The 25,069-nt window shown below is 63.9% G+C and carries 17 protein-coding genes; 6 read left to right on the top strand and 11 right to left on the bottom strand.

The annotated features are described in order from the left end of the window. Positions 1-5: 5 nt before the first annotated feature. The 9 genes from tssA to tssB all read right to left on the bottom strand — a co-directional run bounded on the left by tssA (position 6) and on the right by tssB (position 14,440). A complete protein-coding gene (gene tssA / locus G3N92_RS00685) occupies positions 6-1,586 on the bottom strand; it encodes a type VI secretion system protein TssA (protein WP_206125517.1) in 1,581 nt (526 codons plus the stop codon). Further along, positions 1,583-5,302 (bottom strand): ImcF-related family protein, encoded by a 3,720-nt coding sequence (locus tag G3N92_RS00680; protein ID WP_206125516.1) that lies wholly within the window; start codon positions 5,300-5,302, stop codon positions 1,583-1,585. Before G3N92_RS00680 ends, tssA begins: the two co-directional genes overlap by 4 nt. A gap of 105 nt (positions 5,303-5,407) precedes the next feature. After that, positions 5,408-5,698, bottom strand: a complete 291-nt coding sequence (locus G3N92_RS34840; RefSeq protein WP_241014479.1) for a PAAR domain-containing protein — start codon at positions 5,696-5,698, stop codon at positions 5,408-5,410. Positions 5,699-5,780: 82 nt separating this feature from the next. Then, positions 5,781-7,034: a hypothetical protein gene (locus tag G3N92_RS00675; RefSeq protein WP_206125515.1), complete on the bottom strand. Its 1,254-nt coding sequence runs from the start codon at positions 7,032-7,034 to the stop codon at positions 5,781-5,783. Between the two features lie 9 nt (positions 7,035-7,043). Next, positions 7,044-8,129 (bottom strand): T6SS immunity protein Tli4 family protein, encoded by a 1,086-nt coding sequence (locus G3N92_RS00670; RefSeq protein ID WP_206125514.1) that lies wholly within the window; start codon positions 8,127-8,129, stop codon positions 7,044-7,046. After that, positions 8,123-9,706 (bottom strand): hypothetical protein, encoded by a 1,584-nt coding sequence (locus tag G3N92_RS00665; RefSeq protein WP_206125513.1) that lies wholly within the window; start codon positions 9,704-9,706, stop codon positions 8,123-8,125. Before G3N92_RS00665 ends, G3N92_RS00670 begins: the two co-directional genes overlap by 7 nt. Before the next feature lie 61 nt (positions 9,707-9,767). Beyond that, positions 9,768-12,239: a type VI secretion system Vgr family protein gene (gene vgrG / locus G3N92_RS00660; protein WP_206125512.1), complete on the bottom strand. Its 2,472-nt coding sequence runs from the start codon at positions 12,237-12,239 to the stop codon at positions 9,768-9,770. A gap of 82 nt (positions 12,240-12,321) precedes the next feature. Further along, entirely contained in the window at positions 12,322-13,854 is a 1,533-nt protein-coding gene (gene tssC / locus G3N92_RS00655) for a type VI secretion system contractile sheath large subunit (RefSeq protein ID WP_206125511.1), read from the bottom strand. A gap of 73 nt (positions 13,855-13,927) precedes the next feature. Then, a complete protein-coding gene (tssB, locus tag G3N92_RS00650; RefSeq protein WP_206125510.1) occupies positions 13,928-14,440 on the bottom strand; it encodes a type VI secretion system contractile sheath small subunit in 513 nt (170 codons plus the stop codon). 420 nt (positions 14,441-14,860) lie between these two features. Here tssB and tssK point away from each other — a divergent pair, with 420 nt between their 5' ends. The 6 genes from tssK (at position 14,861) to tssE (ending at position 22,516) form a co-directional block, all read left to right on the top strand. Beyond that, complete coding sequence (gene tssK / locus G3N92_RS00645; RefSeq protein WP_206125509.1) at positions 14,861-16,213, top strand: type VI secretion system baseplate subunit TssK; 1,353 nt, start codon at positions 14,861-14,863, stop codon at positions 16,211-16,213. Continuing rightward, positions 16,210-16,923 carry a DotU/TssL family secretion system protein gene (locus G3N92_RS00640; RefSeq protein WP_241014478.1) on the top strand — a complete coding sequence of 238 codons (714 nt, stop codon included), beginning with the start codon at positions 16,210-16,212 and terminating at the stop codon, positions 16,921-16,923. The genes tssK and G3N92_RS00640 overlap by 4 nt, the downstream gene beginning before the upstream one ends. Then, positions 16,920-18,692 (top strand): OmpA family protein, encoded by a 1,773-nt coding sequence (locus tag G3N92_RS00635; protein WP_206125508.1) that lies wholly within the window; start codon positions 16,920-16,922, stop codon positions 18,690-18,692. Before G3N92_RS00640 ends, G3N92_RS00635 begins: the two co-directional genes overlap by 4 nt. Before the next feature lie 55 nt (positions 18,693-18,747). Next, positions 18,748-19,233 carry an Hcp family type VI secretion system effector gene (locus tag G3N92_RS00630; RefSeq protein WP_206125507.1) on the top strand — a complete coding sequence of 162 codons (486 nt, stop codon included), beginning with the start codon at positions 18,748-18,750 and terminating at the stop codon, positions 19,231-19,233. Between the two features lie 134 nt (positions 19,234-19,367). Next, entirely contained in the window at positions 19,368-22,076 is a 2,709-nt protein-coding gene (tssH, locus tag G3N92_RS00625) for a type VI secretion system ATPase TssH (protein ID WP_206125506.1), read from the top strand. A 14-nt stretch (positions 22,077-22,090) separates the two neighbouring features. Continuing rightward, a complete protein-coding gene (gene tssE, locus G3N92_RS00620; protein WP_206125505.1) occupies positions 22,091-22,516 on the top strand; it encodes a type VI secretion system baseplate subunit TssE in 426 nt (141 codons plus the stop codon). Between the two features lie 28 nt (positions 22,517-22,544). Here tssE and G3N92_RS00615 read toward each other — a convergent pair whose 3' ends face one another. Beyond that, positions 22,545-24,665: a prolyl oligopeptidase family serine peptidase gene (locus G3N92_RS00615; protein WP_206125504.1), complete on the bottom strand. Its 2,121-nt coding sequence runs from the start codon at positions 24,663-24,665 to the stop codon at positions 22,545-22,547. 138 nt (positions 24,666-24,803) lie between these two features. Next, positions 24,804-25,069: helix-turn-helix domain-containing protein (locus G3N92_RS00610; RefSeq protein WP_277396125.1), on the bottom strand; the 266-nt coding region annotated here is incomplete at its 5' end.

Here is a 25,069-nt window from a genome sequence, read left to right as displayed (position 1 = left end):
TTCCGTTACGAAAGAGTCAGCGCGCGCGCCGGGTCGAGCACGGTCAGCTCGGCATGCAGTTCGGCGATGCGGCGGGCCAGAGTCGGCTTGTCGGCCTCCTTGCGATGACTGGCGGCCTTCAAGGCGCGCACCAGTTGCTGCTTGACCTCGAAGATCAGCGCGGGCTCCCAGCGAATCAGCGGCAGCGATCCGGCCTGCGTGTCGAGCTCGGCCAGCAGGGCCAGCGCGGCGTCGGGCCGCCCGGCATGCTCGGCCAGACGCGCCATCACGAGCCGCTGGAGGTAGCCGTGCCGAGCCGTCTTCATGCCGGGCAGCGCATCGAGCCATGCCAATGCCGCCTCGAGCCCTTCGCGGCCGGCGAGATCGCGCGCTTGCGCTTCGATTTCGGGCCAATCGGCCGTCTCGCCTTCGCCATGCGCCGACACCGGCAGCGGCGCCACGGTCTCGCCCGACTCCAGGTCGCGCACGACCGCATGCCGCGCGATCCATTCGAGCGTCGCGTCGTCGGCAAACGGCGTGCCGTCGTTGAACGCCAGGCGCTCGATACCGGGCAGCCGGGCCAGAAACAACGCGAAATCCGCTCGCAGCACATCGCTCCATGCGCGATGCGGTGCGCCGATGTGATCGAGGGCAATGTGCTGGAAATACTGCAGATCGAACCAGAGATGATTCGCGCCCTCCATGAACGCCCCTTCCACGCGTTCGAGCAAGGCATGCCATTGCTTTTGCAGCACGAGGCGCTTCATCTGCTGGCGCAATTCGGCGCGCGGCGCGACGAGACGCGTATGCGACGCCGCATCCGAGGGCGGCACGTCGTGCAAGGTATCCCATCGGACACTTCGCACGACACGCACCGAAGGCAGATAGCCGTTTTCCTGATCGCGCAGCCACGCCGACATCGCGCGCGCCTGATCGAGCAGATCGCGCGCCGAGGCGATCGGTCCGCTCGCCGCGCTCGCGGACGCTGGCGCGAGCGGCAATGCCGGGGCCGCGCCAATGACGCGAACCGGCTCGTCCTTGCCCTGAAAGCGCGCAACGAGCGGCTGCAGATTCGGACGCGCGGCTTCGGACCATGTGTTCGTGCGGGCAACGAGCACGTCGAGCGCCGCCATCACGCGCTCGGCATCGGCGGGCGCGAACTCGCCCCGGCCGTCCAGCGTTTCGAGCATTCGGGCAGTGGCGAACATGTCCAGCGCGGCCCGCTTCGCTTCGGCCCGCGCCGGCGACATGGCCTCGCCGAACCGGTCGACAAGCAATGCCGCCAGTTCGATCCCGTCGGCGAACCCGGCCGGCCGGTCCATGCGCAGCCGTGCGAATGCGTAGTAACCGGCCAGACGCAGATCCTTCCCGGTTTCCTTGAGCAATTGCTCGCAGAAACGCGCAATCAATCCGTCGTCGATCCCCGACAGCTTGTTCGCTTCGTCCTTCAGTTCGAAGAACGCGTCTTCATAGCCGGGATCGCGGCCGCATGCGTGTTCGCCGCCGAGGGGAACGAGCCACGCGGCCCAGGCCTCCATGCGCGGCTCGGCTGGCGAATCGCCGCGTGGCGCGCCGACGAGTGTTTTGACGAAATTGGCGAGCGTCATGGCGTGTCCTGAAAAGAAAATGCATCGCGCGACAAGCCGAGGGCATATCCGAATGGTCGAGATGCGGCATCGGACGACGCCGTCATCGTTACGGGCGGCAACGCCTTCGCTTGACGCGCGGACGGCTGTGCGATCCCGCCCGGCGCGACCGGTCGCGCCCCGGCTTCGGCCAGCGCGGTAGCCGCGACGGGATGCGCCGGTGTCGCGTCATCGGGCAGCGGCATGCGACCCGGCAGCCCCGGCGGCAAAGGCACGGCCGCGTGATGGGCGGCCGCGATCGCCTCGGCGGGAAGCGGCGGCGGATTGGCCGCCGACATCGTCTGTCGAGCGCCCGCCGTTCGGGTGACAAACACCCGGTCAGGCAACGCAAAGTGACGCAACTGCAGCACGTCGAGCGGCCCCGCGCCGGCCTCGCTGCGCAGTTGCACCCTGAGCGCCAGACCTTGACGCGTATCGGGCGCCCAGCTCAGCAGATAGCGCGCACTATCCTGCGGCGACACTGTTGCGCGCTCCAGCAGGCGGATCAGGCCGAATCGCCCCTGCGCGTCGAGCGCCGTGCGCAAACCGCCCCGCTCCGTCTGCCATTCGATGCGCGACAGGTTCTCGAGCGATTGACCGGGCCACTCGAACGGCGTCCACGCCTGTTTCTGATTGAAATAGTGCAATTCGCGCCCGGACAGCACGAATCGCGTGTCGGTCACGCCCGGCGTCGGCACGGCCTGCAGTTCGTAGCGTATGTGCGCGTCGCCGGACGGGAACAGGACGGTGGCAATACGCGCGAGCTGGTTCAAGCTCGCGAGGAATGCCGGGTCGATCGTCAACGCGCCATGATTGGCGCCCTGGGCCGCCACCCACCGGCTGCCCTGACGCTCGACCACGCCCGCGAGTTGCGTCGTCACGAACTGCGCGATCACGCCATTGTCCAAGCGCATGAAACGCGCCATCTCGGGCAGCGAGGCATCGTTGTCGGAATCGGCGAACGGGTAACGGCCGGCGAAGGTCCTGTTCCAGTCGGCAACGATCGCGGTGCGCCAGATCTCGTTCAGGCTCGAGGCCGCCGGTTGCGCGACCACCTGCCATGCCTGATCGAACGGCGCGCGAAACAGATCGCCGAAACCCGACCACCGTTCGCCGAGGCTCGCGGCCACACGGCTCGCGTAATCGCGACTGTCAGCAATTTCGGACGTTCGACCCTGCAGCACCGATTGGGCGGCAAGCCGCGCCATCGCGTCGGGATCGGCCCCGGCGACGATCTGCGATGTCTTGAGGCGCATGGCCGTGACCCGTTCGAGGTATCGGGCGAGACTCAAGTCGCCGGTCGCGGCCAGCCGAGCCGCCGCCTCGCCCTGCGCCGATATGCCCAGCGCCGGATCGCTGCCTGTCAGCCGCAGAATCGGGCCGAACGGACCGGCCAGCGGTGCAACGGGCGATCGGACCCGCTTCGAGGGATCCTGCTCCCCGCCTCCGACCAGTTGTTGCGCCTTGCTGACCAGATTGTCGGCGAGCGAGTGCGCGTTCGCGCCGGCACCGGCCTGATAGACCAGCGCATTCATCAGCGCGACCAGCGGCGAGCGCTGCGCATCGCCGAGCAAGGTCAATTGATCGGCCGTGGCCGACAGCGCCGGCGCGCGCTGCCAGCGCAGACTATTGAGAAACAGCGCCCAGGCACGTGCGTAATCGTCGAAGTAGCGCTGACGCAGCTCGGTCTTCAGCGTCGACGGCACCGGGCTCGCAGCCTTGGTGTCGGACAGCACCCAGTCGCCCGCCACGGTATGCCGGCCGCTCGCTTCGTCGATCGCCTTCGCGATCCGCTCGTCCCAGGCGGCGCGCGTGAACACGCCCGGCACCGTCGCCGTGGTGTTGAACAAGCCACGGCTGGTCGTATCGCCCAGCAGCTTCGCGAGCGAGACAGGCGGATATTTGGCCTGGGCGTCGTCAAGGATCTGCTGGTAGATCGCGTCGGTCGAGTTCTGGATGCCGCGTACGCCGATGATCGTCTGGCGAGCCGACGCCACGAGCGCGGGATCGGGCTCCATCGCCCGCAGCGGAGCGCGGCCCAAATGGCCGGCGAAGAACGTGATTGCCTGCTGACGCAGATCCTCCCAGGCACCGGGAGACAAGCGCGAATTCGCGGGGCGTGCGGGTTCGGCGATCGCGAGCAGTTGCGGTGTCACGAACGCGGCAACCGCATGGTCGGGCCTGGCGAGCATCAGGTAAGCCTTCAACGTGTCGTAGGCGGCTTGCACCGATGCATCGCCACCGCTGGCGATTTCGGCGTCGGACAGCGAGGCAAGCCGGCGCAGGTCCGCTTCGAGTTTTTGCCGGATCGGCGCGACGAGGATGGCGGCCGCTGCGTTGGCATAGGTCGGCCACATGACATCGGGCAGAGCGCGGTCGCGATTCAGGCCGAAGCGTGCACGCCAGGGCGGGCCTTCGCGCCGACGGATCTCGAGCGTGTCGATTTGACGGTCGAGCTCGTTGAGAGCTTGCAAGGCATGCGAGCCATCCTGAGCGGTCATCAGCTGTGTGGCGGCATCGGCCGCGTTCTCGACCGTTGCCCGGTTGACGAATCCCGACAGCATCGTTCCGCCGATCCAGCAGCCTACCAAGCCAGTCGCGATCCATGCAGCGGTTGTCGACAGCGACAAGCCGACACGACGGCCCTGGATCGTGCGGCTGTGCCCGGCGACGGTCTGCCAGATCGTCCGGTGTGGAGGCCCGACGGACGGCCCGTCGTCGTTCTCGGACGTCGGCGGCGTCAGTTCCCGCTCCTTGAGCAGTGGGGTAAAAAGTAGCCCGTGAACCGCGTGCCGCCAGACGCGTGACCGGGCAGTCTGCAGCACCAGCCCCGACAGCGCACGATGAAGGTTGGAAATGTGCTTCGACAGTTCGGCGGGATAGCTGTCGTGCGCATCGTTCGTCAGTCGCACGACGCCAGCGTCCGCCAGACTGACGGTGAGGTCATGTAGCGAGGTATCGATCTCGTCGGCGCCAATGCGCGCGTTTGACCACGTGAAGCCGATCGCCTCGCCGGGGCTTGAGAGGTGTTCGCCGAAATCGGTGGCATCGAGCAGATACGCGGGCGCGGCCCAGCGCAGCGCGCGGGCATGGCGCGCGAGCCGTTGCGACAGATTGTCGGTATCGAACGGCGCATGGGACGAACTGCGGTTGCGCGTCACTGCGACAACCGCGTCGACCGGGCGCCGGCGGCGCAAGCGGCGAATCTGGTCGAGCCAGTTGGTATCGAGCGTACTGCTCGTTTGCTTCGCGTACAGCAGAACCGTGTCGCCGGTGATTGCAAAGCCGGTGTCGACAAGGCCCGGCGCCAGACGCTTCACGAGCGGTTCATCGCCGGCGATCAGCACCCATCGCTCGCGATAGCGCCAGCGCCGGCCGTGGCGATCGCGAAGACTGCTGCGTAACGCCGCGGCGCGTGAGCTGCCATCAGGGGTTTCCGTATTGCGCTGCGCCGATGAACCGGTCTGTTTAGCTACCCAGTGTCGAATACGCCGCGCCGCTACTGCTGGGCGAGATGACGAATCGAAGCTGGACCACACGAACAGCACGACGAATACGATGCACAGCAAGACGATCCAGCCGGCCCGCTTTTCGACCGAATGCCAGCCCCACTCATTGCCTTTGAACCAGATCAAAAATCCGGGCAGGACGACCACTATGACGATGCTTAGAATGTCGATCCGAAACTTGCGAAGCATATTGAATTGAAATTGAATCGAGGTTGCCCATGCAGATGCCGCAGCGGGTTTCGACGGTGATCACCACGGCCAACGTCCGAACGGTAAGGATGTTTTCGCTTACGCTCAGAGATCGACATAGGACGAGTATTGGGAAGGGAGCAGGCGCGGCGGCGGATCGCACTTGCATACGCACCAATCGTCGCTCAGTGCTCCTTCTCTTCCATCAGGGCCTTTCATCGAGAAGCGAGGTCCGTCGCAGGCGATGTGTCCCGTCGTCTTACACGCGGGACACCAGACGTCGTCGCGCTCGTAAGCCTGTTCGCGATCCGCAATCCGGTCGTTCGAATCACCGCCCAACACAGTGCCGTCCGACGTCGTCCCGTCGCCTTTCAGAATGTCGTACCGTCTGACCATGATCTGATCCCCTCAATTTTCGGACAGGTTGTGCATTGAGCCGCGCGGCCGAACAACGAGGGCAATAATTAATGCGCCTCAATCATGGCGCGTCGCTCTTCCGCAATATCGAGAAACAAGCCCCCGTCTTGCCGGTCGTTACCACGAGCTGGGATGTGTCCTCCTGAGCAACTGCCCTGGCCGCACAAGCCACTCCAAGCCAAGGCGAAACTTCACCAGCGTGCCCCACCGTGTAATCGATGTTCGTCGACTTCGAGCCGACCCCGCTCTTGACCATGGCAGCAGTCGCCGCATTGGTCGCAGCTGAATCAAGAGCGCACTGCCAGATACGACCGACAGCCGAAGGTTCCGCACGCCCCCAGCGCAACGCGCGTGCGAGCCCGTCGTCCACAGAGCAGTCATCGGTTCCGTTGGGTCGATGCAACCTTGCCATCGCGTCGATCTTGAATCGACGCTGTACTGGCTCCGGCACGACCAGAAGCGCGACGCCGGCTTCCGCGCTCCCGTCTGGCGGAAGCGCTTGAAGAACCGGGTTCAACTGTATAAAGACGAGCAGGCGCGCCTCCAGATCACGTTGCTGGTTGATTCGATCCAGCCATGCATCGAAAGCCATCAGGTCAGGAGGCTCGGGCAAGACCTCCGCTTTGAATGACGGGAGATTGACCCTGGCCCATTGCCTGTCCCACGATCTCCGCGCCTCGTCCGGGTTCGCAATGCCGGGCAACACCAACTGGATCGCAAGTTTCAACTCCGACGGCAACGCACGAATAACGTCGGCAACGTCGTCGATCAATGCGCCAAACAACCACCCTCGTACGTGGCGCTGCCGCTCGTTGTCGCTTTGGAATCGGGTACCTTCTTCGTCCGCGACCGACTCCTCAAACCAGCGAGCGTTCACCGGCGGCGCATCGGGTCTCGGTGGAGTCCGTGGTTCAAGTTTGATGGAGCCATCCAGCAACTTGTCGAATGCATCATCTTTCGCGTCGCTCGCGAATCGATATGTTGCAGCGATCAGTACAAGTGGGCGACTGACATCCTCGAACACGCCATTCACGTACTTTTCTCGAGCTTCGTTCCATGAGATCGCGTCCAAACGTCGACTCTCGAAAACGCTGTAGCGCCGCAACACGACGAAGGCTGCAACGCCGACCGGATATACCGTGACGCATATCCAGAACCAGACAGACTGCGTTGGCTCGCCCTTGGGCCAGAGAAGCAGAACCGCGAAAATACCGGCAAGCACAATGACGAGAAACACGATCGTCCAGACGAAGCGCGAAGGCGGTTTGTCCGGTACGGATTCCTCCGGTGGCAGTTTGTCAAAGTCGACGGGCATCAATTATTCTCAAAAGGCATTGGGACGCGGCCGAAGGGTACGAGACACCGCGTCCCACAAGGCCACGGCCTCCCCTTCCGTGAGTGAGGATTGTTTGATCGTGTGGGCCTCTGCCAGAAAATTCGGGCTCGCGGTTAGCATGTCGAAAACGATGTAAGGAGCTTGAGGGCTACCTTGGTAATTAGCCTCCAGAGAACCATGATGTCCTTGCACCTCGACCTGCGTAAGCGCCGATACCATTACTTCGTCCACTTTCATACCGCTTGGGAGTTCGATACTTCCGGACCGAATCACACGTCCCTGGGCTGTATTCAACGCATCCTGAACATCCGCACTCCGTACACGAGGCAGCAGCGTGCTGGTCGCCTGTAAACCGGCAAAACTGTTCCAACTAAACGACACATCGGGCTTGTCGGCAAGTACATAGCTAGTCGAAACTTCCTCTTTTTCCGAAGTGGCTTTGCCCGGCATGAACCCTCCGACGAAACACGCGCCGGGCTCTGTCGGAATCATGTCCTCAGGGCGACCTTGTAGCTTTTCGACAAGATCGAAAGCTAGTCGAGTTTTTTCCGGCACATCGCTCATTGGTTTAGCAATGCCGTACGGTGTACCTTGATATTTTTTTGTATATTCCGCGTTAATTGAATCAATTGCGCTGACACTAAGACTCAGCATATACCCATTACTCCACTTATACACCTCAATGGTGCGCTCGACATCACTGACCGCACCAGAATCACCAAGAGATATAAAGTATTGTGTATTTTTGATCTTCCCCACTGCTCCGCCATCGAATAAGAATTTATACCCAAGAGAACTTTTAGATTCTTTCAATTCAGTACCGCGCCGATGCATATTATGCTGAAACTGCTTGAGCGACATAGCTTTCGATTTGACTCTAACCCCCTCAAACTTTGCATCTCCGACAGGCTTCGCGCCATTTGGCAGGTTAATCAGATAACGCCCAACACAGTGTGGATGCATATCCACTGTTACATCAGTCACCATCTTCTTCTCTTGTTCCGTTAGGGTTGATGTTTTGACATTACACGCTGCTAGCAAGACTGCGCCAATCAACCATACTAGCCTCAGCATGAGGTGTATTCCATCGACGTGCCCTTAACGTTACTCACGATACGCGTGATTGCGCGGAGCGCGAACAATCGGCATGGAATCGGGTTGTATGCGCCTTCATGGTCAACTCCTTCGAAGGCGACGCAGATCTTTACGTACGGCGCAGGCGCACGCCCCGATCGAACAGGAACTGTGCCGTCACCATTTTCATCTGCTGGTTGCAATACAAACTCTTCGAACGGAGGGAAAGGTCGCCTCGAAGGGTCAATTACACTCTGAATGCCAGTATAAGAATCCCATTTTCCTTCAAGCTTAAGCGGCTCCGAAATGGGCGGAGGGTTTGATGAGAATAGATTTGATTTTGGCGGAGTATGTCGCCAAACAACATCGCCCCAAGTTTTGTGATTCCTGTCATCACCGTAGAAGGCATAGGTATGTTTGTGATAACGAAGACTGATCGCCGCATGAAATGATTTAACCTGGCCATCCAATAGAGATTGAAATTTATTCCAATCTTCATCAACATTAACTTTCTTTTTGTCAAGCGGATTAATTAGATCATCAGCGACCAACCCCCACCACCTTCCACGCCGAGAATATATCTCATCATAAGGATTACCCGCTTCCGGCAAGGAAACCAATTTATCTCCATCTCGGATTTTTAGCCATCCGTTTCCATAGTTTGCGTCAGGGAGAAGCTGCAATGGCCCAGGAGATTGCGCAAATACAGCTGTAATTTCCTTGGCAGTTGCGCCTAATATTTTTCGGCCGGCCCCATCTTCGAAAGAATTTCCAGGCTCCCAACCTGCCTTGACTCGCTTATACGCAGTGGCCGATCCGATAGCCGGCATCACGCTATGCACGATGCCGAGAATTTTCGTGCCCCACTCTCGAATTTCAGAACAATGCCGTGCAACAAGCCCCCCCATCGAGTGCGTTACTACAATAACTTTTTCGCAACGAAAGCTCTTACTGTAAGCATCCATAATCCGCTTCATCTCGACAGCTAAATGCCGCGACGAATCCGCATTTGACTTCAGCCAGTTATATCCCACCGCATGAACCGGGAGTTTATATTGGTACGACAGTTCGACTTCCGCATCGGTCAGCGTGTCAAGGCCCGGCGCCACCACCTGTTTGATCAGGCTATTGCGCAAACCGTTGCGGCCGTGATCGGTTCCAGCGTGTGCGTCGTCGAGTGCGTCCTGCAGCCACACCAGCCAGTCGCCATAGCTTTTCTTCGATACCGTACCCCAACCTCGTGCCTTTTTTTCGGCATCCGTAAGCGATGTGCCTTTAGGGAGATCGCCTCCATCGAAGACCTTGGTATTGGCAGGGTCCAGTGTCTGCTTGCGATATGCCTCGTCTTTCCACGACCAAGGCAGCATGCCAGGGCCGCTGTTGACGACCCAAACTGATTGATTACTGTTATTCATCAGATTGCTGCCCATCACACCCGGCACGAAAATCACCGGAATCACCCTATCGGGTTCCATGTGGCAAACGGCATGACTATCATCCGACGGTGAGGATACCGATGAGTAGTGCAATGAGCCATCGTCGGCACGCTTGGCGGCAAGGATACGTTCAACTGACATTTGGATGGATCCGGTAGGTCGTCTAGCAACTGGTGAATTGAGGAAAGCACAAGGTCGATGATCACTCCGGGTCAATGCGTAACCGCATCCCTTCGGCGAAGAGCGTCCTTTGTAGTCCCGTCTTGCCATTTGCGTCGGTGACGCCACGAATCACGCTCCCGTCCTCCCGAATGACTGAATACTTCCGATTGGCCACTGGCTTGCCGCTGTATGGCCACTTGATGACAAATTCCTCATCGAAATTTGCGTGCTTCCATGTGTTCATGGATTCACCGAGCGACGCTGGCCCTTGGCGACTGAACGCCGCCGATTTGATTGTGCGATTGCCACGCGTGCCGTCCTCGATACCTGTGGACGAGATTCGGACATAAGAGCCGCCGCATTTGAGGATCAGTTCGCTTTTCGCCTCGATCGTGACCCGGCCGTTTGCACTAGTCATCCGCATGTCCTTGTCGGACATCAGGTGCATATCGTCGCTTTGTGCCTGAATCTCTACCTTTCCTCGGGCCGCAAAGAGCTTCAGGCCGAGTTTCTGCGCAAAGATCGATACAAGTTCGCCAGCGGCAACGGTAAATCGCTTCATGACACCGAAGTCGGCGTTCCCACCGGCCGTGGCAATCAAATTGTCGTTCGCGGTGAGTTGAAGTTCAGTGCCGGATGTGAGGCCGATCCCGTCCGGCGCGCTCACGAGAACGCCTGCCTTTTTGAGTTCCTTCAACGTTCCATCCAGCAAAGCGCGCTGTCGGTCATAGTCGGCCGCCACGGCCTGTGCCGTTTGCGCTGCCTCGCCAAGGCCACGCATCTGCTGGAGCGCCAGATCGAGCAATCCTTGCGCCCGCTCCATCGCGAGCTGTTGCCCATTGCCAGCCGGCTGAGCCTCTGCCGTGACCAAAACCCCTTTGGCACCGCGCACGGCTACGTGACCGTCGGTCCGGAGTTCCGCGCCTCGACCGCGCTCCTTGCGTTCGCTGTCGACCATGTGGCCGATGGTCAGCTCACTCGCCTCAAACGGCGTCGTCAGATGAACGTGCTCAAGACCTTCCTTGTCTTCCATCCGCAGTTCGTTTTGCGCGGCGGTGCGGATCAGATTCCGGGTATGGTTCTCACTGGTGACGAGATCGGTGTGCAGGCTGTCGTGCATGGCACCGATGATCACGGGCCGGTCAGGATCTCCCTGCGTGAAGACGACCGCCACCTCCGCCCCGTCAATCAGCGGGAAGTGATGCCCGTAGTTGTCGCCGCTATACGGTTTCGCGAACCGCACCGGCCGGCTGGTGCCGCCCGGGCTCCACTCATCAAGATCGAACGGCAGCTTGATCACGTACCAGCCCTGCTCGGTCAGGTACGCGTATTTGTAATCGCCAGGTGACGTAATCCGGGCCGGCAGGATGCCGTCGATGACCGGTTGCTCGATCGAAGCGACCGGCGTGCGCCATACGCGGTCTGACGGAATCCCCTCGAAGCTCACCCAGTACGACTGGTCGCGCCCGCCTTGCGACTCCACTGCCGTCACGAAGATCCCGTGCTTCGCGTCGGCCGGATTCGGCTCGACGCGCATCACCTCACCCGCCTCGAGCCAGAACGGGTTACCGGTGCCGTTGAACGTGATCTGATGCGCCAGGTACGCCTCGTGGCGCTGGCGGGCAACGCGCTTGCCCTCTTCCGGCGTCTCGTAATGCTCGCCCCAACGATAGTCGACGCCGTTCGTCGTCTTGTCGTCGAGCGCAGCATTGTCCTCGACAAGCAACGACACGCCCGCTTCGCGATGGTTGTAGTCGTGCAACCGTACAGCTTCGGGAACGCGACGGGTCTGCTTGCCGAGCGTCTCGATCGCGTCCATGCCGGAGCTCTCGAGCCCCGAGCCGCGCCGATACGGCACGATGCGCTGCTTGCGGGCATAGGCGTCCAGATCATCGCCGAACACGATCGCCGCATGATCCTTCTTCTGCTCCCACCGGAACCAGATCCCGGCTTCGGCGCAAAGGCGCCGGATGAAGGCGAAGGTCGTCTCGTGATACTGGGTCAGGTAGTCGTGCCGCTTGTACTGGCCGCGCAACGCGAACGTGAAGTCGACGCCGGCGCGATAGCCGTAGTGACGCAGCGTGTCGGTCACGATCTCCTCGACCGACTGCTTCTGGAACAGCCGGCTCGTCACGCCCCGGTTCAGATCGGCGAGCGCCGGCTCGAGCCGAACCCGATAGTGCGTCTGGTCGGCGGACGTCGCAAATTCATCGAACTCGGTGATGATGCCGTGGATCGTATAGGCGGCCGGCACCTTGCTGAACCGCTCCGCGTTCTCGCCATACATCTTGCGCAGATAGTCCATGCTCGGATCCACCGGCGCCACGATGAATTTCGCGGGCCGCCCGACCACCTGGTCCATCGGAATACCCGCCATCGGGCTCGTGAACTCGATGTCGTAGCGATACAGTTCGCTCACCGCGTCGCGCCCCGTGAAACGGAGTACGGACATGGGCGCCGGGTGCGGAGCCAGCTTCAGTTCATACGCCTGCGACGGCAGGATCATCGACATGTTTTTCTCTCAGGTTCCACCCGCACGGCACTGACGCCGGAGCGATCGTGGTCGCTCCGGCCCGTCATGCGGGAACGTCGGATCAGTTCTTGGCCTTCGGCATCTGCGATACCAGCGACAGCCCGATATCCATGCCCTCCACCTGGAAGTGCGGAACGATGAACAGCTTGATTCGGAAGAAGCCCGGGTTGTCCTCGATGTCCTCGACCGTCACCTTCGCATCACGCAGCGGATGCGATGCCTGAAGCTCGTCGCCCGGATCCTTCATCTCGGTCACCAGCCCCTTGATCCAGTTGTTCAGTTCGAGCTCGAGCAGGCGCCGGTCCTTGGTCGTGCCGATGTTCTCGCGCTGAATCAGCTTCAGGTAGTGCGCAATGCGCGAGAGCAGGAAGATGTACGGCAAGCGCGCATTGATACGGCTGTTGGCCGTGGCTTCCTTGGTTTCGTACAACGCCGGTTTTTGCGTCGAACTGGCCGAGAAGAAACAGGCGAAATCGTGGTTCTTGTAGAACGACAGCGGGATGAAGCCGAGATTCGCGAATTCGAATTCGCGCGTTTCCGGGATCAGCACTTCGGTCGGAATCTTCGGCTGCACGCCCGTGCCGAGGTCATACAGGTGCACCGGCAGATCTTCGACCTTGCCGCCCGCCTGCGGGCCACGAATCTGCACGCACCACCCGTTGTTGACGAAGCTGCGCACCATGTTGGCCGCGAACGCGAACGACGCATTGACCCACAGGTATTTATCGTGATCGGGGCCCTTGACCGCCTCGTCGTAATTGAATGCACGCACCGGCGTGGTGTCCTTCCCATACGGCAGCCGACCCAGCACACGCGGCATGGTCAGGCCGACATAGCGCGCATCGTCGGTGTCCCGGAAGCTCTTCCATTTGATGTATTCGGCGCGATCGAAGTAGTTGCCGATATCTTGAATGGCGGCCACCTCTTCCATCGATTGCTTGCCGAAGAACGCCGCGCCCACTGAGCCGATGAACGGCATGTGCGCCGCCGCTGCCACCTTCGAGATGTTGCGCAACAGCGCGATATCCATCGGCGAATTCGCGAACTCGAAGTCGCTGATCATTGCGCTGATCGGCTGGCCGCCAGGCGTGTCGTATTCCTCGATGTAGGTGAGGCGATACAGGCCGCTCTGGATCAGCTCCGGCGTATCCTCGAAGTCGCGCTGCAGTGCGTCCTTCGAGACGTCCAGCAACTCGATCCGCGCGTTCTTGCGGAAATCGGTGCGTGAAACCAGCATCTTGAGGCCACGCCAGCGGCCTTCGAGCGCCTGAAATTCGGGCGTGTGCATGACCGCGTCGAGCTGGCGGCCGATCTGCCGATCGAGCTGGCCGATGTGGAAATCGAGCAGCGACTTGTCGAGGCGATCGACCGGCCGGCTTTCCTTCGCGATCAGGCTGAGCAGCGTATCCATGCCGCGCGCGACACGCTCGTCGGCCGACGCCTCGGACAGCGCGTCGTTGTCGCGAAACGCCTCGAGCGGGCGGGCTTCGGCCACCGGCTTCAGGTTGATCTTGCTGCACAGCGCCGCATAGACGCTGTCGTGGTCCAGCACGAGCGTTTCTGTTGCGCTCGGGTGCGATTCGTTCTGCTGCATGATTCTCTCTGCCTCGTGTCGAAGGGAAGAATGATTGCGGGAAGCGGTAACGGCCAGTTTCGGCCTGCCGCGTTCACGCATGGCCTTCCTGTTGCAAGGTGGCCGTGGCGATTTGCCCGAGCTCGCCGCGCAGCTTGTCGGACAGGCGCCGATCCTTCAGAACCTTCTCGAACTCGCGGCGGAACGTGCCGTTATCGAGCAGGTTCGACTTGAGGTCGCGCAGCAGATTGCGCATGGCCAGCATGGCTTGCAGCTCCGGAATCTGGCGTGCGACCTGCTCCGGTTCGAAATCCTTCATCGAGCGAAACGCGAGGTGCACCGGCAGCTCCGAGCCGTCGCCGGCCAGCGTATTGGCAGCCGCCATCTTGAGATCGGGCGCGTAATCGGCAAGCACGGCGTCGAAATTGTTCTTGTCGACATTGACCTTTTTCCGCTCGGCGAGCGGCGCCTGCTCACGCCCCGCACTGAAATCGCCGGCAACGAGCAACTTCAATGGGAGCTCGACCTTCTTCTGCGCGCCGCCTGTATGCAGATCCAGGGTGATCGAGACACGGCTCTTCGGAATTTCACGCTGAAAGCTATCCATAGGTTTCCTTATCCACCTCTCAGGGTCGCGACGCTCTCATTGAGCGTCGGTTATTTATTGCTCGGCTGCCGTTCCTTCAACTTCAATTCGAGGCGGAATTAAACATGTTTACTTCACCGACGTCAAAGCATTTAAATTTTCCAAAAAATCAAAAAACAATTCCCCGATCCATCCAGATAATTTCATCATCCACCCAATTGCGTACCTCGACGAAAATGCTGTATATACCGACCAATCTTCGCCGAAGAGGCGCCAATTAATTTGACGATAATCAAAAACAACCCATCAACCCTCTATTAATTTAAAAAAATATCTCCAAGATATTCTCCATCAAAATTTTCACAAATCATAAAAATAAAATACCCCGACAAAGATAAAAATTAACTTAGTGCAACTCACACCAAACCGACAACCACATCTATGCGGATCGACAAACCGCTCTGGCATGAGGGCTTGATCCTCACGCAGCAGCATTTTCAGCAACAGGAACGATGGGCAGGGTTCGCGATGCAACAGCTCGCGGCCGCCGCACTCGTCGAGCCGTGGGGAACGCTCGCGGTCGAAGTCGACGAAGAAGCACTGGCGACGGCACGTCTCAAGCTCACGCAACTGACACTGCGCTTGCCCGACGGCACGCCGATCGACACGACCATCGCCGATGCGCTGCCCGCCGCCCGCGACCTGACGCAGGGTGTGCCGGCCGATCTGCAAAGCCTCGTCGTGTTTGCCGCGCTTGCATTGCCGGATGCCAACGGCAGCAATTGCCGTCTCGACGAAACCACACTGGCGCGTCCGCGCCGGGCGTATCGCGAGTTCGTCAAGGTCATCGATCTGAATGGAACCGACGCAGCCGAAATAGCGGCGGAACGCCTCGCGGTGCGGCTGCTATTCGATTTCGAATCGCACGCCGACGATACGGTCTGCGCGATCGCCAGGCTGACGCGCGGCGCCAATGGGCAGTTCCAGGTCGATCGCCGATTCGTGCCGCCGTGCCTGACGCTCGCCGGCCATGCATCGCATCTGGAACGGATCGGCCGCCTGGCCGATATCCTTCAGGCCAAAAGCCTGGCGCTCGGCGGCCGCCGCAGCGAACGCCTCGCGCAGGTGGCCGAGTACGGCGTGGCCGACGTGCAGTTGTTCTGGCTGCTGCACTGCATTCATGCCGCATGGCCGCAGCTTCGGCTGTTCGCCAGCCATGCGAACCGGCCGCCCGAACAGTTGTATTCCACGCTCGCCCAACTGACGAGCGCGCTCATGACGTTCTCGACCGGCGCCCGGCTGAGCGACATTCCGGCGTACGACCACGCGCGCGCCGACGACATCTTCGCCACGCTCGAATCGATGATTCGCGATCTGCTAGACGCGATCATTCCGTCGCGGGTCGTCTCCATCGACCTGGCACGCAAAGGGCCGACCACGTGGTCCGGCCAGTTTCTCGACGAGCGCATCGCCGCGGACAGCGCGGACTGGTATCTGTCGATCAACGCACCGCTGCCCGCCTTCGAGCTCGTCGAACAATTCCCGCGGCTGTGCAAGATCGGCGCGCCCGACGACGTCGAGCACATCGTCAATTCGGCGCTGCTCGGCATCCCGCTCAAGGCCGTCCAGCGCGTGCCGGGGGCGATTCCCGTGCGCCTGGACAACCACTACTTCGCGCTGGACGCGTCGAGCCCGGTGCACGCGAAGATGCTCGCCGCGCGCGCCTGTCAGATCTATCTGCCCGCATCGATACCGGATGCGTCGCTCGAACTCTATGTGGTGCTGCGCTCATGACGACCTCGCATCCCGATACGCAAGCGATGCGCGCGGCCGGTCAGCCGCGCGTCGAAGGCATGCGCGATTTGCTGCGCGACACCGCGCTGCTGGTGACCAGCCTTGCCTCGGGCGGCCAGACGCAGGACGCACACGCGTTGCGCCGCCAATGCAAGCAACTGGTCGAGCGGTTCGCGAGCGATCTGGCGCGGCGCGGCTTTCCGGACGACGTCCGCAGCGAAGCGCTGATCGCACAGTGCGGATTGCTCGACGAAGCCGCGCTGCGGTATTTGCCGGGCGAATTCCGATCAGGTTGGGAGCACACGCCGCTGCAAGTCGAACAGTTCCATCTGCACGACGCCGGTGAACGCGTGTTCGAACGGCTCGATGCGCGCCTGCTCGAAGCGGCGCCGCCCGTCGCGCTGCTCGAGTGCTATTCGGCGATCCTCGGCATGGGCTTCGTCGGCCGCTATGCGCGTTCCGGCGCGGCGGAACGCGCGGCCTTGATCGAATCCTTGAATGCCCGGCTCGCATCGCTGAACACGTCACCCGATCGCCCGTTCATGACGAATCGCGGCGGCCGGCGGCCGTCCGACTGGTTTTACCGGCTGTCGCCTTGGGCAATCGCCGGAATCGCCTGCCTCGTCGCGGCCGTCACCTGGGGCGCCTGGTCTGCCGCACTCGATGCGCAACTCGCCCAACTTGTCTCGGCCCAACCTGCCCGCCCGTGAAATCCGACTTCCCTGCTCTCGCCGAAGCACCGACACGCGGCGACGATCTACCCGATCGCGGCCACGAAGGGCTCGGGTACCCGGTGCGTCTCGTCGTCGTGTTCGCAACGGCACTGACGCTCGCCTTGATCTGGCTCGTGCTTCGGCTCGACGCCAGCGCTGCCTGGTCGCTTTCGGCCGTCGCAGGCCTTGCCGCGGCCGCGCTGATCGGGTGGTACACACACCGGATCGACGGCGCGCGCCGCCAAAGTGCGCAGGTGCTGGCCACGCTGGGCTCGGCGGCGGCGGACGTGCCGGTCGAGTTGCGCACCCGCATGCCGCTCGCCCTCGTCACCGGCGACGGGCTGGCCGAACTGTTCGATCGGGCCGGAGAACGCCGGCAAGTGCTGATCGGCGAAGGCGCCATCTGGCTGCGCGTGGATCGGCCGCAAGATCTGCCTCAGCTTGCCGTGGCGGTCAGGCAATGGCGCGACGGGCGCGCCCCGGATGCCATCGTGCTGTCGGTCGCGCCGGCCTTGCATGCCGAACCCGACACGTTGACGCAGAAACTGCGCGCGGTCCGGCAAGCCTCGGCCGACGCCGCCCGCATGCTCGGCACGCAACTGCCGGGCTACGCCGCCGTGTATCAACGCCTCGCGCCCGGCCCTGCGGATCCGGCGGCACGGCAGTGGTACGGCATGTCCTCGTCCACGCATCTGGCAGGCAACGCGTGCTTCGAGCCCGCGATGCGTGCCGCGGAGCGCGAAGCGCTGCACGACCAGGCCGATTCCGCCGCGGCAACCCGCGCCGCCGCGCTGGTCTCGCTCGTTGCTTGGGTACAGCGCGCCGTGTTCGACCCTTTGACCGATCGGCAGCAGCCCGCGCCGCCCTGGCTGCTGTGCGGGGCCGGCTGGATCGACTGCGGCCCGGCGAGCCGCCCGGACAACCCGTGGTCGCGCGATGTCGAGCGGCAGACGCGCGTCGTGCGCGCCGCGTCGCTGGCCGCTCCTGCGCCGTGGCCGCTGCCGCAGCCCTTGATCGAAGCGATGCCGCCGCGACGCTGGCGGTCGCCGCGCCTGGCGGCAGCGGGGCATGCACTCGCCCTGCTGGCCTGCGCGACGGCCATCGCAACCTGGGGCGCGGGCAAGAACAACGAACGCCTGATGCATCGCATCGGCGCGGATCTCGGACGCTATTCGGCGATCCCGGCCAGCCGCGATACCGCGAAGCGGGCGGCGCTGCGCGTGCTCGTCAACCATCGGGACCAGCTCGACCGCTACGCACGCACCGGCATTCCGCTCTCCCTGTCGTTCGGCATGTATCGCGGCGCGGCGCTGCTGCCGCCGTTGAACGACGCGATCGCTTCGTATGCGCCGCCGCCCCCTTCGCCCGCCGTTCTCACGCTCGACAGCATGTCGCTGTTCGAGAGCGGTCGCGCCAGCCTGAAGCCCGGATCGAACCGCGCGCTGATCGAGGCCCTCGACATGATCAAGGCGTATCCCGGCAAACGCATTCTCGTCGCCGGCTACACCGACAACGTCGGTCAAGCCGGCAGCAACGAAGCGCTGTCGACGGCGCGTGCCCAAGCCGTACGCGACTGGCTCGTCGACGCATCGGGCATCCCGGCCACCCGCTTCGCGATCCAGGGCTACGGCATGACGCGGCCGATCGCGAGCAACGACACGCCCGACGGCCGCGCCCGAAACCGGCGCGTGGAAATCACCCTGGTACCGGATACCGGGCGATCGGCCGCAGATTTGGCCCCCGACGCGATCCGCTCGGGGGGTTGAGAAAGCCCGGGGTTCGCTCCGGGCGAGATGAGTAGTGCGAACAGGGAGTAAGAGGATGGCAATTCCGGCATACATGTGGCTCAAGGACGATGGCGGCGCCGATATCAAGGGTTCGGTGACCGTGCAGGATCGCGAGGGCAGCGTCGAGCTCGTCGCGTTCGATCACGGCGTGCATATCCCGACCGACGGCAACACGGGCAAGCTGACCGGCACCCGGGTCCACAAGCCGATCACGCTGACGAAGGAAACCGATGCATCCACGCCGTATCTGTACAAGGCCGTGACAAGCGGCCAGACGCTGAAATCGGTCGAGATCAAGTGGTACAGAATCGACGACGCCGGCAAGGAGAAGGAGTACTTCAACACGAAGCTCGACAACGTGAAGGTCGTTGCCGTGAATCCGGTCATGCACGACATCAAGAACCCGTCCTACGAAAAGCACAACCACCTCGAGAACGTCGAGCTGCGCTACGAGACGATCACCTGGTCGTACAAGGACGGCAACATCATCCACAAGGACACCTGGAACGAGCGCTCCTGATCGTCACCGCGTGATCGAACCGCTGGCCCCCTGGCGGTTCCCTGGCCAGCCTGACGCGTTCAGGTTGGCTTTTTTCAAAGGGCACGCCCGGCCGCCAGCCTCGGCACGCGCGCGTCCAGACCCGGACACCCCCCATGATTTCCCGAGACACGACCCACCTGCTCCGCCGGCTCAATGCCCACTGTGCCCAGGCGCTCGAAGCCGCCGCCAGCCTGTGTCAGACGCGTCTCGCGGACGAAATCACGGTCGAGCACTGGCTGCTGAAGCTGATCGAATCGCACGACGGCGACATCCCGGCCATCCTGCGGCACTACGACATCGATCTCGATCGCGTCTGGGACACCCTGCTCGCCTCGATCGACCATCTGCCCCGCAACCTGCGCGGCAAGCCCTCCCTTTCTCCGCAACTGGCGACCGTGCTTCAGGAAGCCTGGCAGCATGCCGCGTCCGACGCCGACGACACGCCGATCCGCTCCGGCAATCTGCTGCAGGCGATCGTCGACGTGCCGCACGTGCTGCGCACCCAACATGCATGGCCGTTGCTGTCCGTCAGCAGCGCGCAGATCCGCCGCTTGCTGCCGCGCCTTGCGCATCGTTCCTGCGAAAGCGAGCGGCCGCAGGACGCCGACGCGGCAACGGATACCGACGATCGCCCGGCTCCGCCGTCCGACGAACCGGCCTCGGCCATGTCCGCTCAAGCACTCCCGGCGGCGACCATCCCGCATCGCGGCACCGACGGCCAGGCCCTCGCGCGCTTCGCGACCGATCTGACCGAAAAGGCCCGCGCCGGCGCCATCGATCCGGTGTTCGGCCGCGATCGCGAAATCCGGCAGATGGTCGACGTCCTCGCGCGGCGCCGCAAGAACAACCCGATCCTCGTCGGCGAGCCCGGCGTGGGCAAGACGGCATTGGTCGAAGGCCTGGCGCTGCGCGTCGCCGAGGGCAGCGTGCCGAACGCGATCCGCGACGTGCGCATCCTGACGCTCGATCTGGGCCTGCTGCAGGCCGGCGCCGGCGTGAAGGGCGAGTTCGAGCAACGGCTGAAACAGGTCATCGACGAGGTGCAGGCCTCGCCCGTCCCGATGCTGCTCTTCATCGACGAAGCGCACACCCTGATCGGCGCGGGCAACGCGGCCGGCGGCGCCGATGCCGCGAACCTGCTCAAGCCGGCGCTGGCGCGCGGCGAATTGCGAACGATCGCCGCCACCACCTGGTCGGAATACAAGGCATTCTTCGAGCGCGACGCGGCGCTCGAGCGCCGCTTCCAGCTCATCAAGGTCGACGAACCCGACGACGACGCAGCATGCCTGATGCTGCGCGGGCTCAAGCAGCGCTATGCGCGGTATCACGACGTGCACATCCGCGACGAGGCGCTGGTCGCCGCCGTGAAGCTGTCGCGCCGCTACATCCCCGCCCGGCAGCTTCCGGACAAGGCAGTCGACCTGCTCGATACGGCCGCCGCGCGCGTGCGGATCGGGCTCGAATCGCCGCCGGCGGAATTGCAAGGCACCGAGGCCGCGATCCGCGCGCTCGAACTCGAGCACGCGGCGCTCGACGCCGACGCCCAGGCAGGCATCCACGACGTCGCGCCGCGGCGCGCGGCGCTGGCAAGCGCGTTGACCGATGCGCGGCAAGCCCTCGCCAGCGCGCAGGCCCGCCACGCGGAAGAACTCGCGTTGGTCCGCCGGATCCACCGGCATCGTGCTGAACGCCGCGACGATGCAACGCCGCTCGACACGGCCTCGCTCGACGAAGCGAAACGCCAGTTGGCCGAACATCAAGGCAAGACCCCGCGGGTCTGCGTCGATGTCGACGCATCGGCCGTGGCGCGCATCGTCGCGGAATGGACGGGCGTGCCGGCCGGCAATCTGATGGAAGACGAACTGCTGCGCTTGCTGAACCTCGAACGGCAGTTGGCCACGCGCGTGGTGGCGCAGGACGATGCGCTGACGGCGCTCGCGGAAAGCCTGCGCACGGCGAAGGCAGGGCTGAAGAGCGAGCATGCGCCGCTCGGCGCCTTTCTGCTCGTGGGGCCGTCAGGCGTCGGCAAGACCGAGACGGCACTGGCGCTGGCCGACCTGATGTTCGGCGGCCAGGCCGCGCTCACGACGATCAACATGTCGGAGTATCAGGAAGCGCACACGGTGTCGCAACTGAAGGGCTCGCCGCCGGGTTACGTGGGCTACGGCCGGGGCGGCATATTGACCGAGGCCGTGCGGCAACGGCCTTACGGCGTTGTGCTGCTCGACGAAGTCGAGAAGGCGCACCGCGACGTGCTCGACCTGTTCTATCAGGTGTTCGATCGCGGCACGATGCGCGACGGCGAAGGGCGCGAAATCGACTTTCGCCACTGCGTGATCCTGATGACCGCCAATCTCGGCAGCGCCCGGATCGACGCGCTCACCGCCGACGCCCCCGACATCGCCCAGCCGGCGCTGCTCGACGCCATTCACCCGGAATTGACGGCGCACTTCCAGCCCGCCCTGCTCGCGCGCTTCCAGCCGCTCGTCTACCGCCCGCTCGATGCCGGGGCGCTGGCCTCGATCGTGCAGCTCAAGCTCGCGAAAATCGCCGAACGCCTGCGCCGGCAGCATGGCGTCGAACTGACCTGCGACGCATCGCTGACCGCCGCGATGGCAGCGCATTGCCTCGCACGCGAATCCGGCGCCCGCAACGTCGACGCATTCCTCAACCAGCGGATCCTGCCGGCCGTATCGCGCGAATTGCTCGAACGCATGGCGAGCGGCGCCGCGCCCTCGGTCATCGCCCTGTCGAGCTCGAACACCGGCGATCTGACGATCGATTTCATCGACCGGCACGCCGACGCGCGCGCCACGGCCTGACGCGAGGCGGCGCCATGCAGGCAGGCCCTTCGCTCTACGACATGCTGCTCGGGCAGATCGGCGGCGAGCCGCTCGACGCCTACGACGACCGGACGCTCGAATGCATGAGCGTGCAGCACAACGTGCAACGGATCCTCAACACGCGCGCCGGTGCGCTCAAGCATCTGCCCGACTACGGGCTGCCCGATCTGACGAACATCTACAAGGCGCTCCCGGCTTCGGCCCATCTGCTCCGGCAGCAAATGGAAGCGACGCTGCTGAAATACGAGCCGCGCATCCGCGCGATCGATGTCGCGCTGCTCGACAACGACGATCCGGGCGTGCTGGTCAACTTCGAGATGACCTGCCATCTGAAGAAGGCCGGGCTCGTGCGGTTCGGCACCTACTTCGAGCCGCCGGGCCGCATGCGCGTGCAACGCCAGGGGACGGCGCGCGGCTAGCCGTCGCCGCGTGCCGCCAAGCTCAGCCTCACCCCAGCGCAGGCGCCGGCCCCAAATGCGCCCACAGGAACCCGAAATCGGCCGCATCGGATTCCGCGCGTTCGAGATCGTCGGCGCTGCCGTGGCCGCCGTCCGTGTTCTCCCAGTACCACACCTGTTCGTGCCCGAGCGACTGCATGCGCGCGGCCATCTTGCGCGCGTGCGCCGGATGCACGCGATCGTCGCGCGTCGACGTGGCGAGCAGCAGCGGCGGATACATGACATCGCCGCGCACACGGTGATACGGCGAATAGGCCGCAAGCGCCGCGCCCTGCCGCGCATCGTCGGGGTCGCCGTACTCGTCGAGCCAGGCCGCGCCCGCGTGCAGCTTCGGATAACGCTGCATGTCGAGCAGCGGCACCTGGCAGAGCACCGCGCCGAACAGCTCGGGGCGCTGCACCATGCACGCCGCCACCAGCAGGCCGCCGTTGCTGCCGCCCTCGATGCCGAGTTGCGCGGCCGTCGTCACGCCGCTGACGGCCAGATGCTCGGCCACCGCGATGAAATCGTCGAACGAGCGCTGGCGATGCTCGCGCTGCGCGTCGGTGTGCCAGCGCGAGCCGAACTCGCCGCCGCCGCGGATATGCGCGAACGCCGCCACGCCGCCGCGTTCGAGCCAGGCGATGCCGAGCGCGTCGCTGTAGGCCGGCAGGTTCGGAATCGCGAACCCGCCGTAGCCGGACAGCAAACACGGCCGCGCCGTGCGCCGCACCTGCCCGGCCGCATCGGTCGCGCCGTCGAGCGCGTCGCGCGGCCCGATCAGCGTATACGGCACCTCGGTGCCGTCGCGCGAGCGCGCCACGGCGCGGCGCACCACCAGTTCGCTCGCATCGAATTGCACGGGCGGGCGGTCGAGCAGCACGCGGCGCGACGCGGCATCGTCGGCGCGATCGGCCAGGTCGGCGAGCCAGCATTCGGGCGGATCGAGGAACGTATCGACGTCGACGAAGATCTCGTCGTTCAGCGTCGATTCGATCGGCTCGATGTCGATCTCGGCCTCCTTCGGCCAGGCGAACGCGCTCGACGTCCACTGCCACTCGCCAGCCGCATCCTGCGTGGGCTGCCAGAGCAGCGTGCGGTTGCGCACGTCGTCGAGCCAGCTCGCGATCAGGGTGGTGTGCGTGTGCGTCCAGGTGCAGGCCGAGGTGGACGGCCCCGGCGCGAACAGCGTCGTGAACGTGCGCGAGCCGGCCAGGAACGCGTCCTCGCGAATCGCGAGCAGCGATCCGCCGGCATGCAGCGCGCCCTCGCACGCCCAGTCGAGCCGCGGCTCCAGCACGAGCCAGCCGTGCCAGAAGCCGACCACCACGTGCGCGGGCACGTCGTAGCGCAGCCACTCCCCGCCCGCATCGAGCCGGTAGGTGTGCACGTCGAAGAAATCGACGCTGCGCCAGGCCGTATGCCGCCGCTCCACCGGATCGAAGCCGGCGCCGGCGCTGATGTCGTCGCGCTCGCCGCGAAACACGATGGGCGCGTCCTCCAGCGCGGTGCCGCGCGTCCAGCGCCGCACCTCGTACGGATAGCCGGCGTCGGTCACGGCCTCGTCGTCGCGCTCCCAGCTCACGTAGACGGTATCGCGATCGATCCAGTCGACGGTGTGATTGCCGGGCTCGTCGATGCAAAAGCCATCCTCGACGAAGCAGCGCCGCTCGAGATCGAACTCGCGGATCACGACCGCATCGGCGCCGCCCGGCGACAGCGACAGCAGCGCGCGATCGCCGTCGGGATACAGAATCGCGTCGTGCTCGAACACCCACGATTCGCGCTCCTGCGCGCCGAGCGCATCGATGTCGAGCAGCACCTGCCAGTGCGGCTGGCCGGCGCGCCAATCGTCCCAGCGCGCGCGCCGCCAGAGGCCTTTCGGATGACGGTCGTCCTGCCAGAGGTCGTAGGCCCAGTCGCGCCAGCGCGCGGGAATCACGGGCCGCTCGCGCGGCAGGTAGGCCTTGGCGAGCCGCGCCGACAGCGCGGTGAACGCGGCGTCGTTGCGCAGCGCCGCATGCGTGCGCGCGTTCTGCTCGTCGACCCAGGTGCGGGCGCGGCGGCTGTCGAGCGATTCGAGGAATTTGAAGGGATCCGGCCCGTTGGGCCAGTGGAGCGGATCGGACATCGCGGTTCGGCCTGAAAGCAAACCCCGATTATGTCCGATCGCGATGCGGGCGGCGGAAAACCGCCCGCGGCGAACTCGATCGCATTCGGGCGAACGGCGCGCGGCGAACGAACGCCGCCGCGCACCGCGCCCGCCGCATCACGGCTCCAGATGCAGTTCCTGGATCTTGCGCGTGATCGTGTTGCGGCCGATGCCGAGCCGCTCGGCCGCTTCGACCTTGCGGCCGCGCGTGAAGTCGAGCGCCTCGCGGATCACGGCGGCCTCGAAACGGCGCGCCAGTTCGTCCATCACGTCGGCCGAGTTCTCGCGCAGCAAGCGCGCGACTTCGCTGCGCAAGCCCTGCTCCCACACCGGGTTGCTCGACACCGGCGCGGCCACGGCGCCGCTCGCGAGCGGCGCGCCGG

Source organism: Burkholderia sp. Ac-20379 (assembly GCF_017104645.1).
Taxonomy (GTDB): Bacteria; Pseudomonadota; Gammaproteobacteria; order Burkholderiales; family Burkholderiaceae; genus Burkholderia.
Note: the sequence above shows the minus strand (reverse complement) of the source record. Positions and strands in the feature narration are given on the sequence as shown.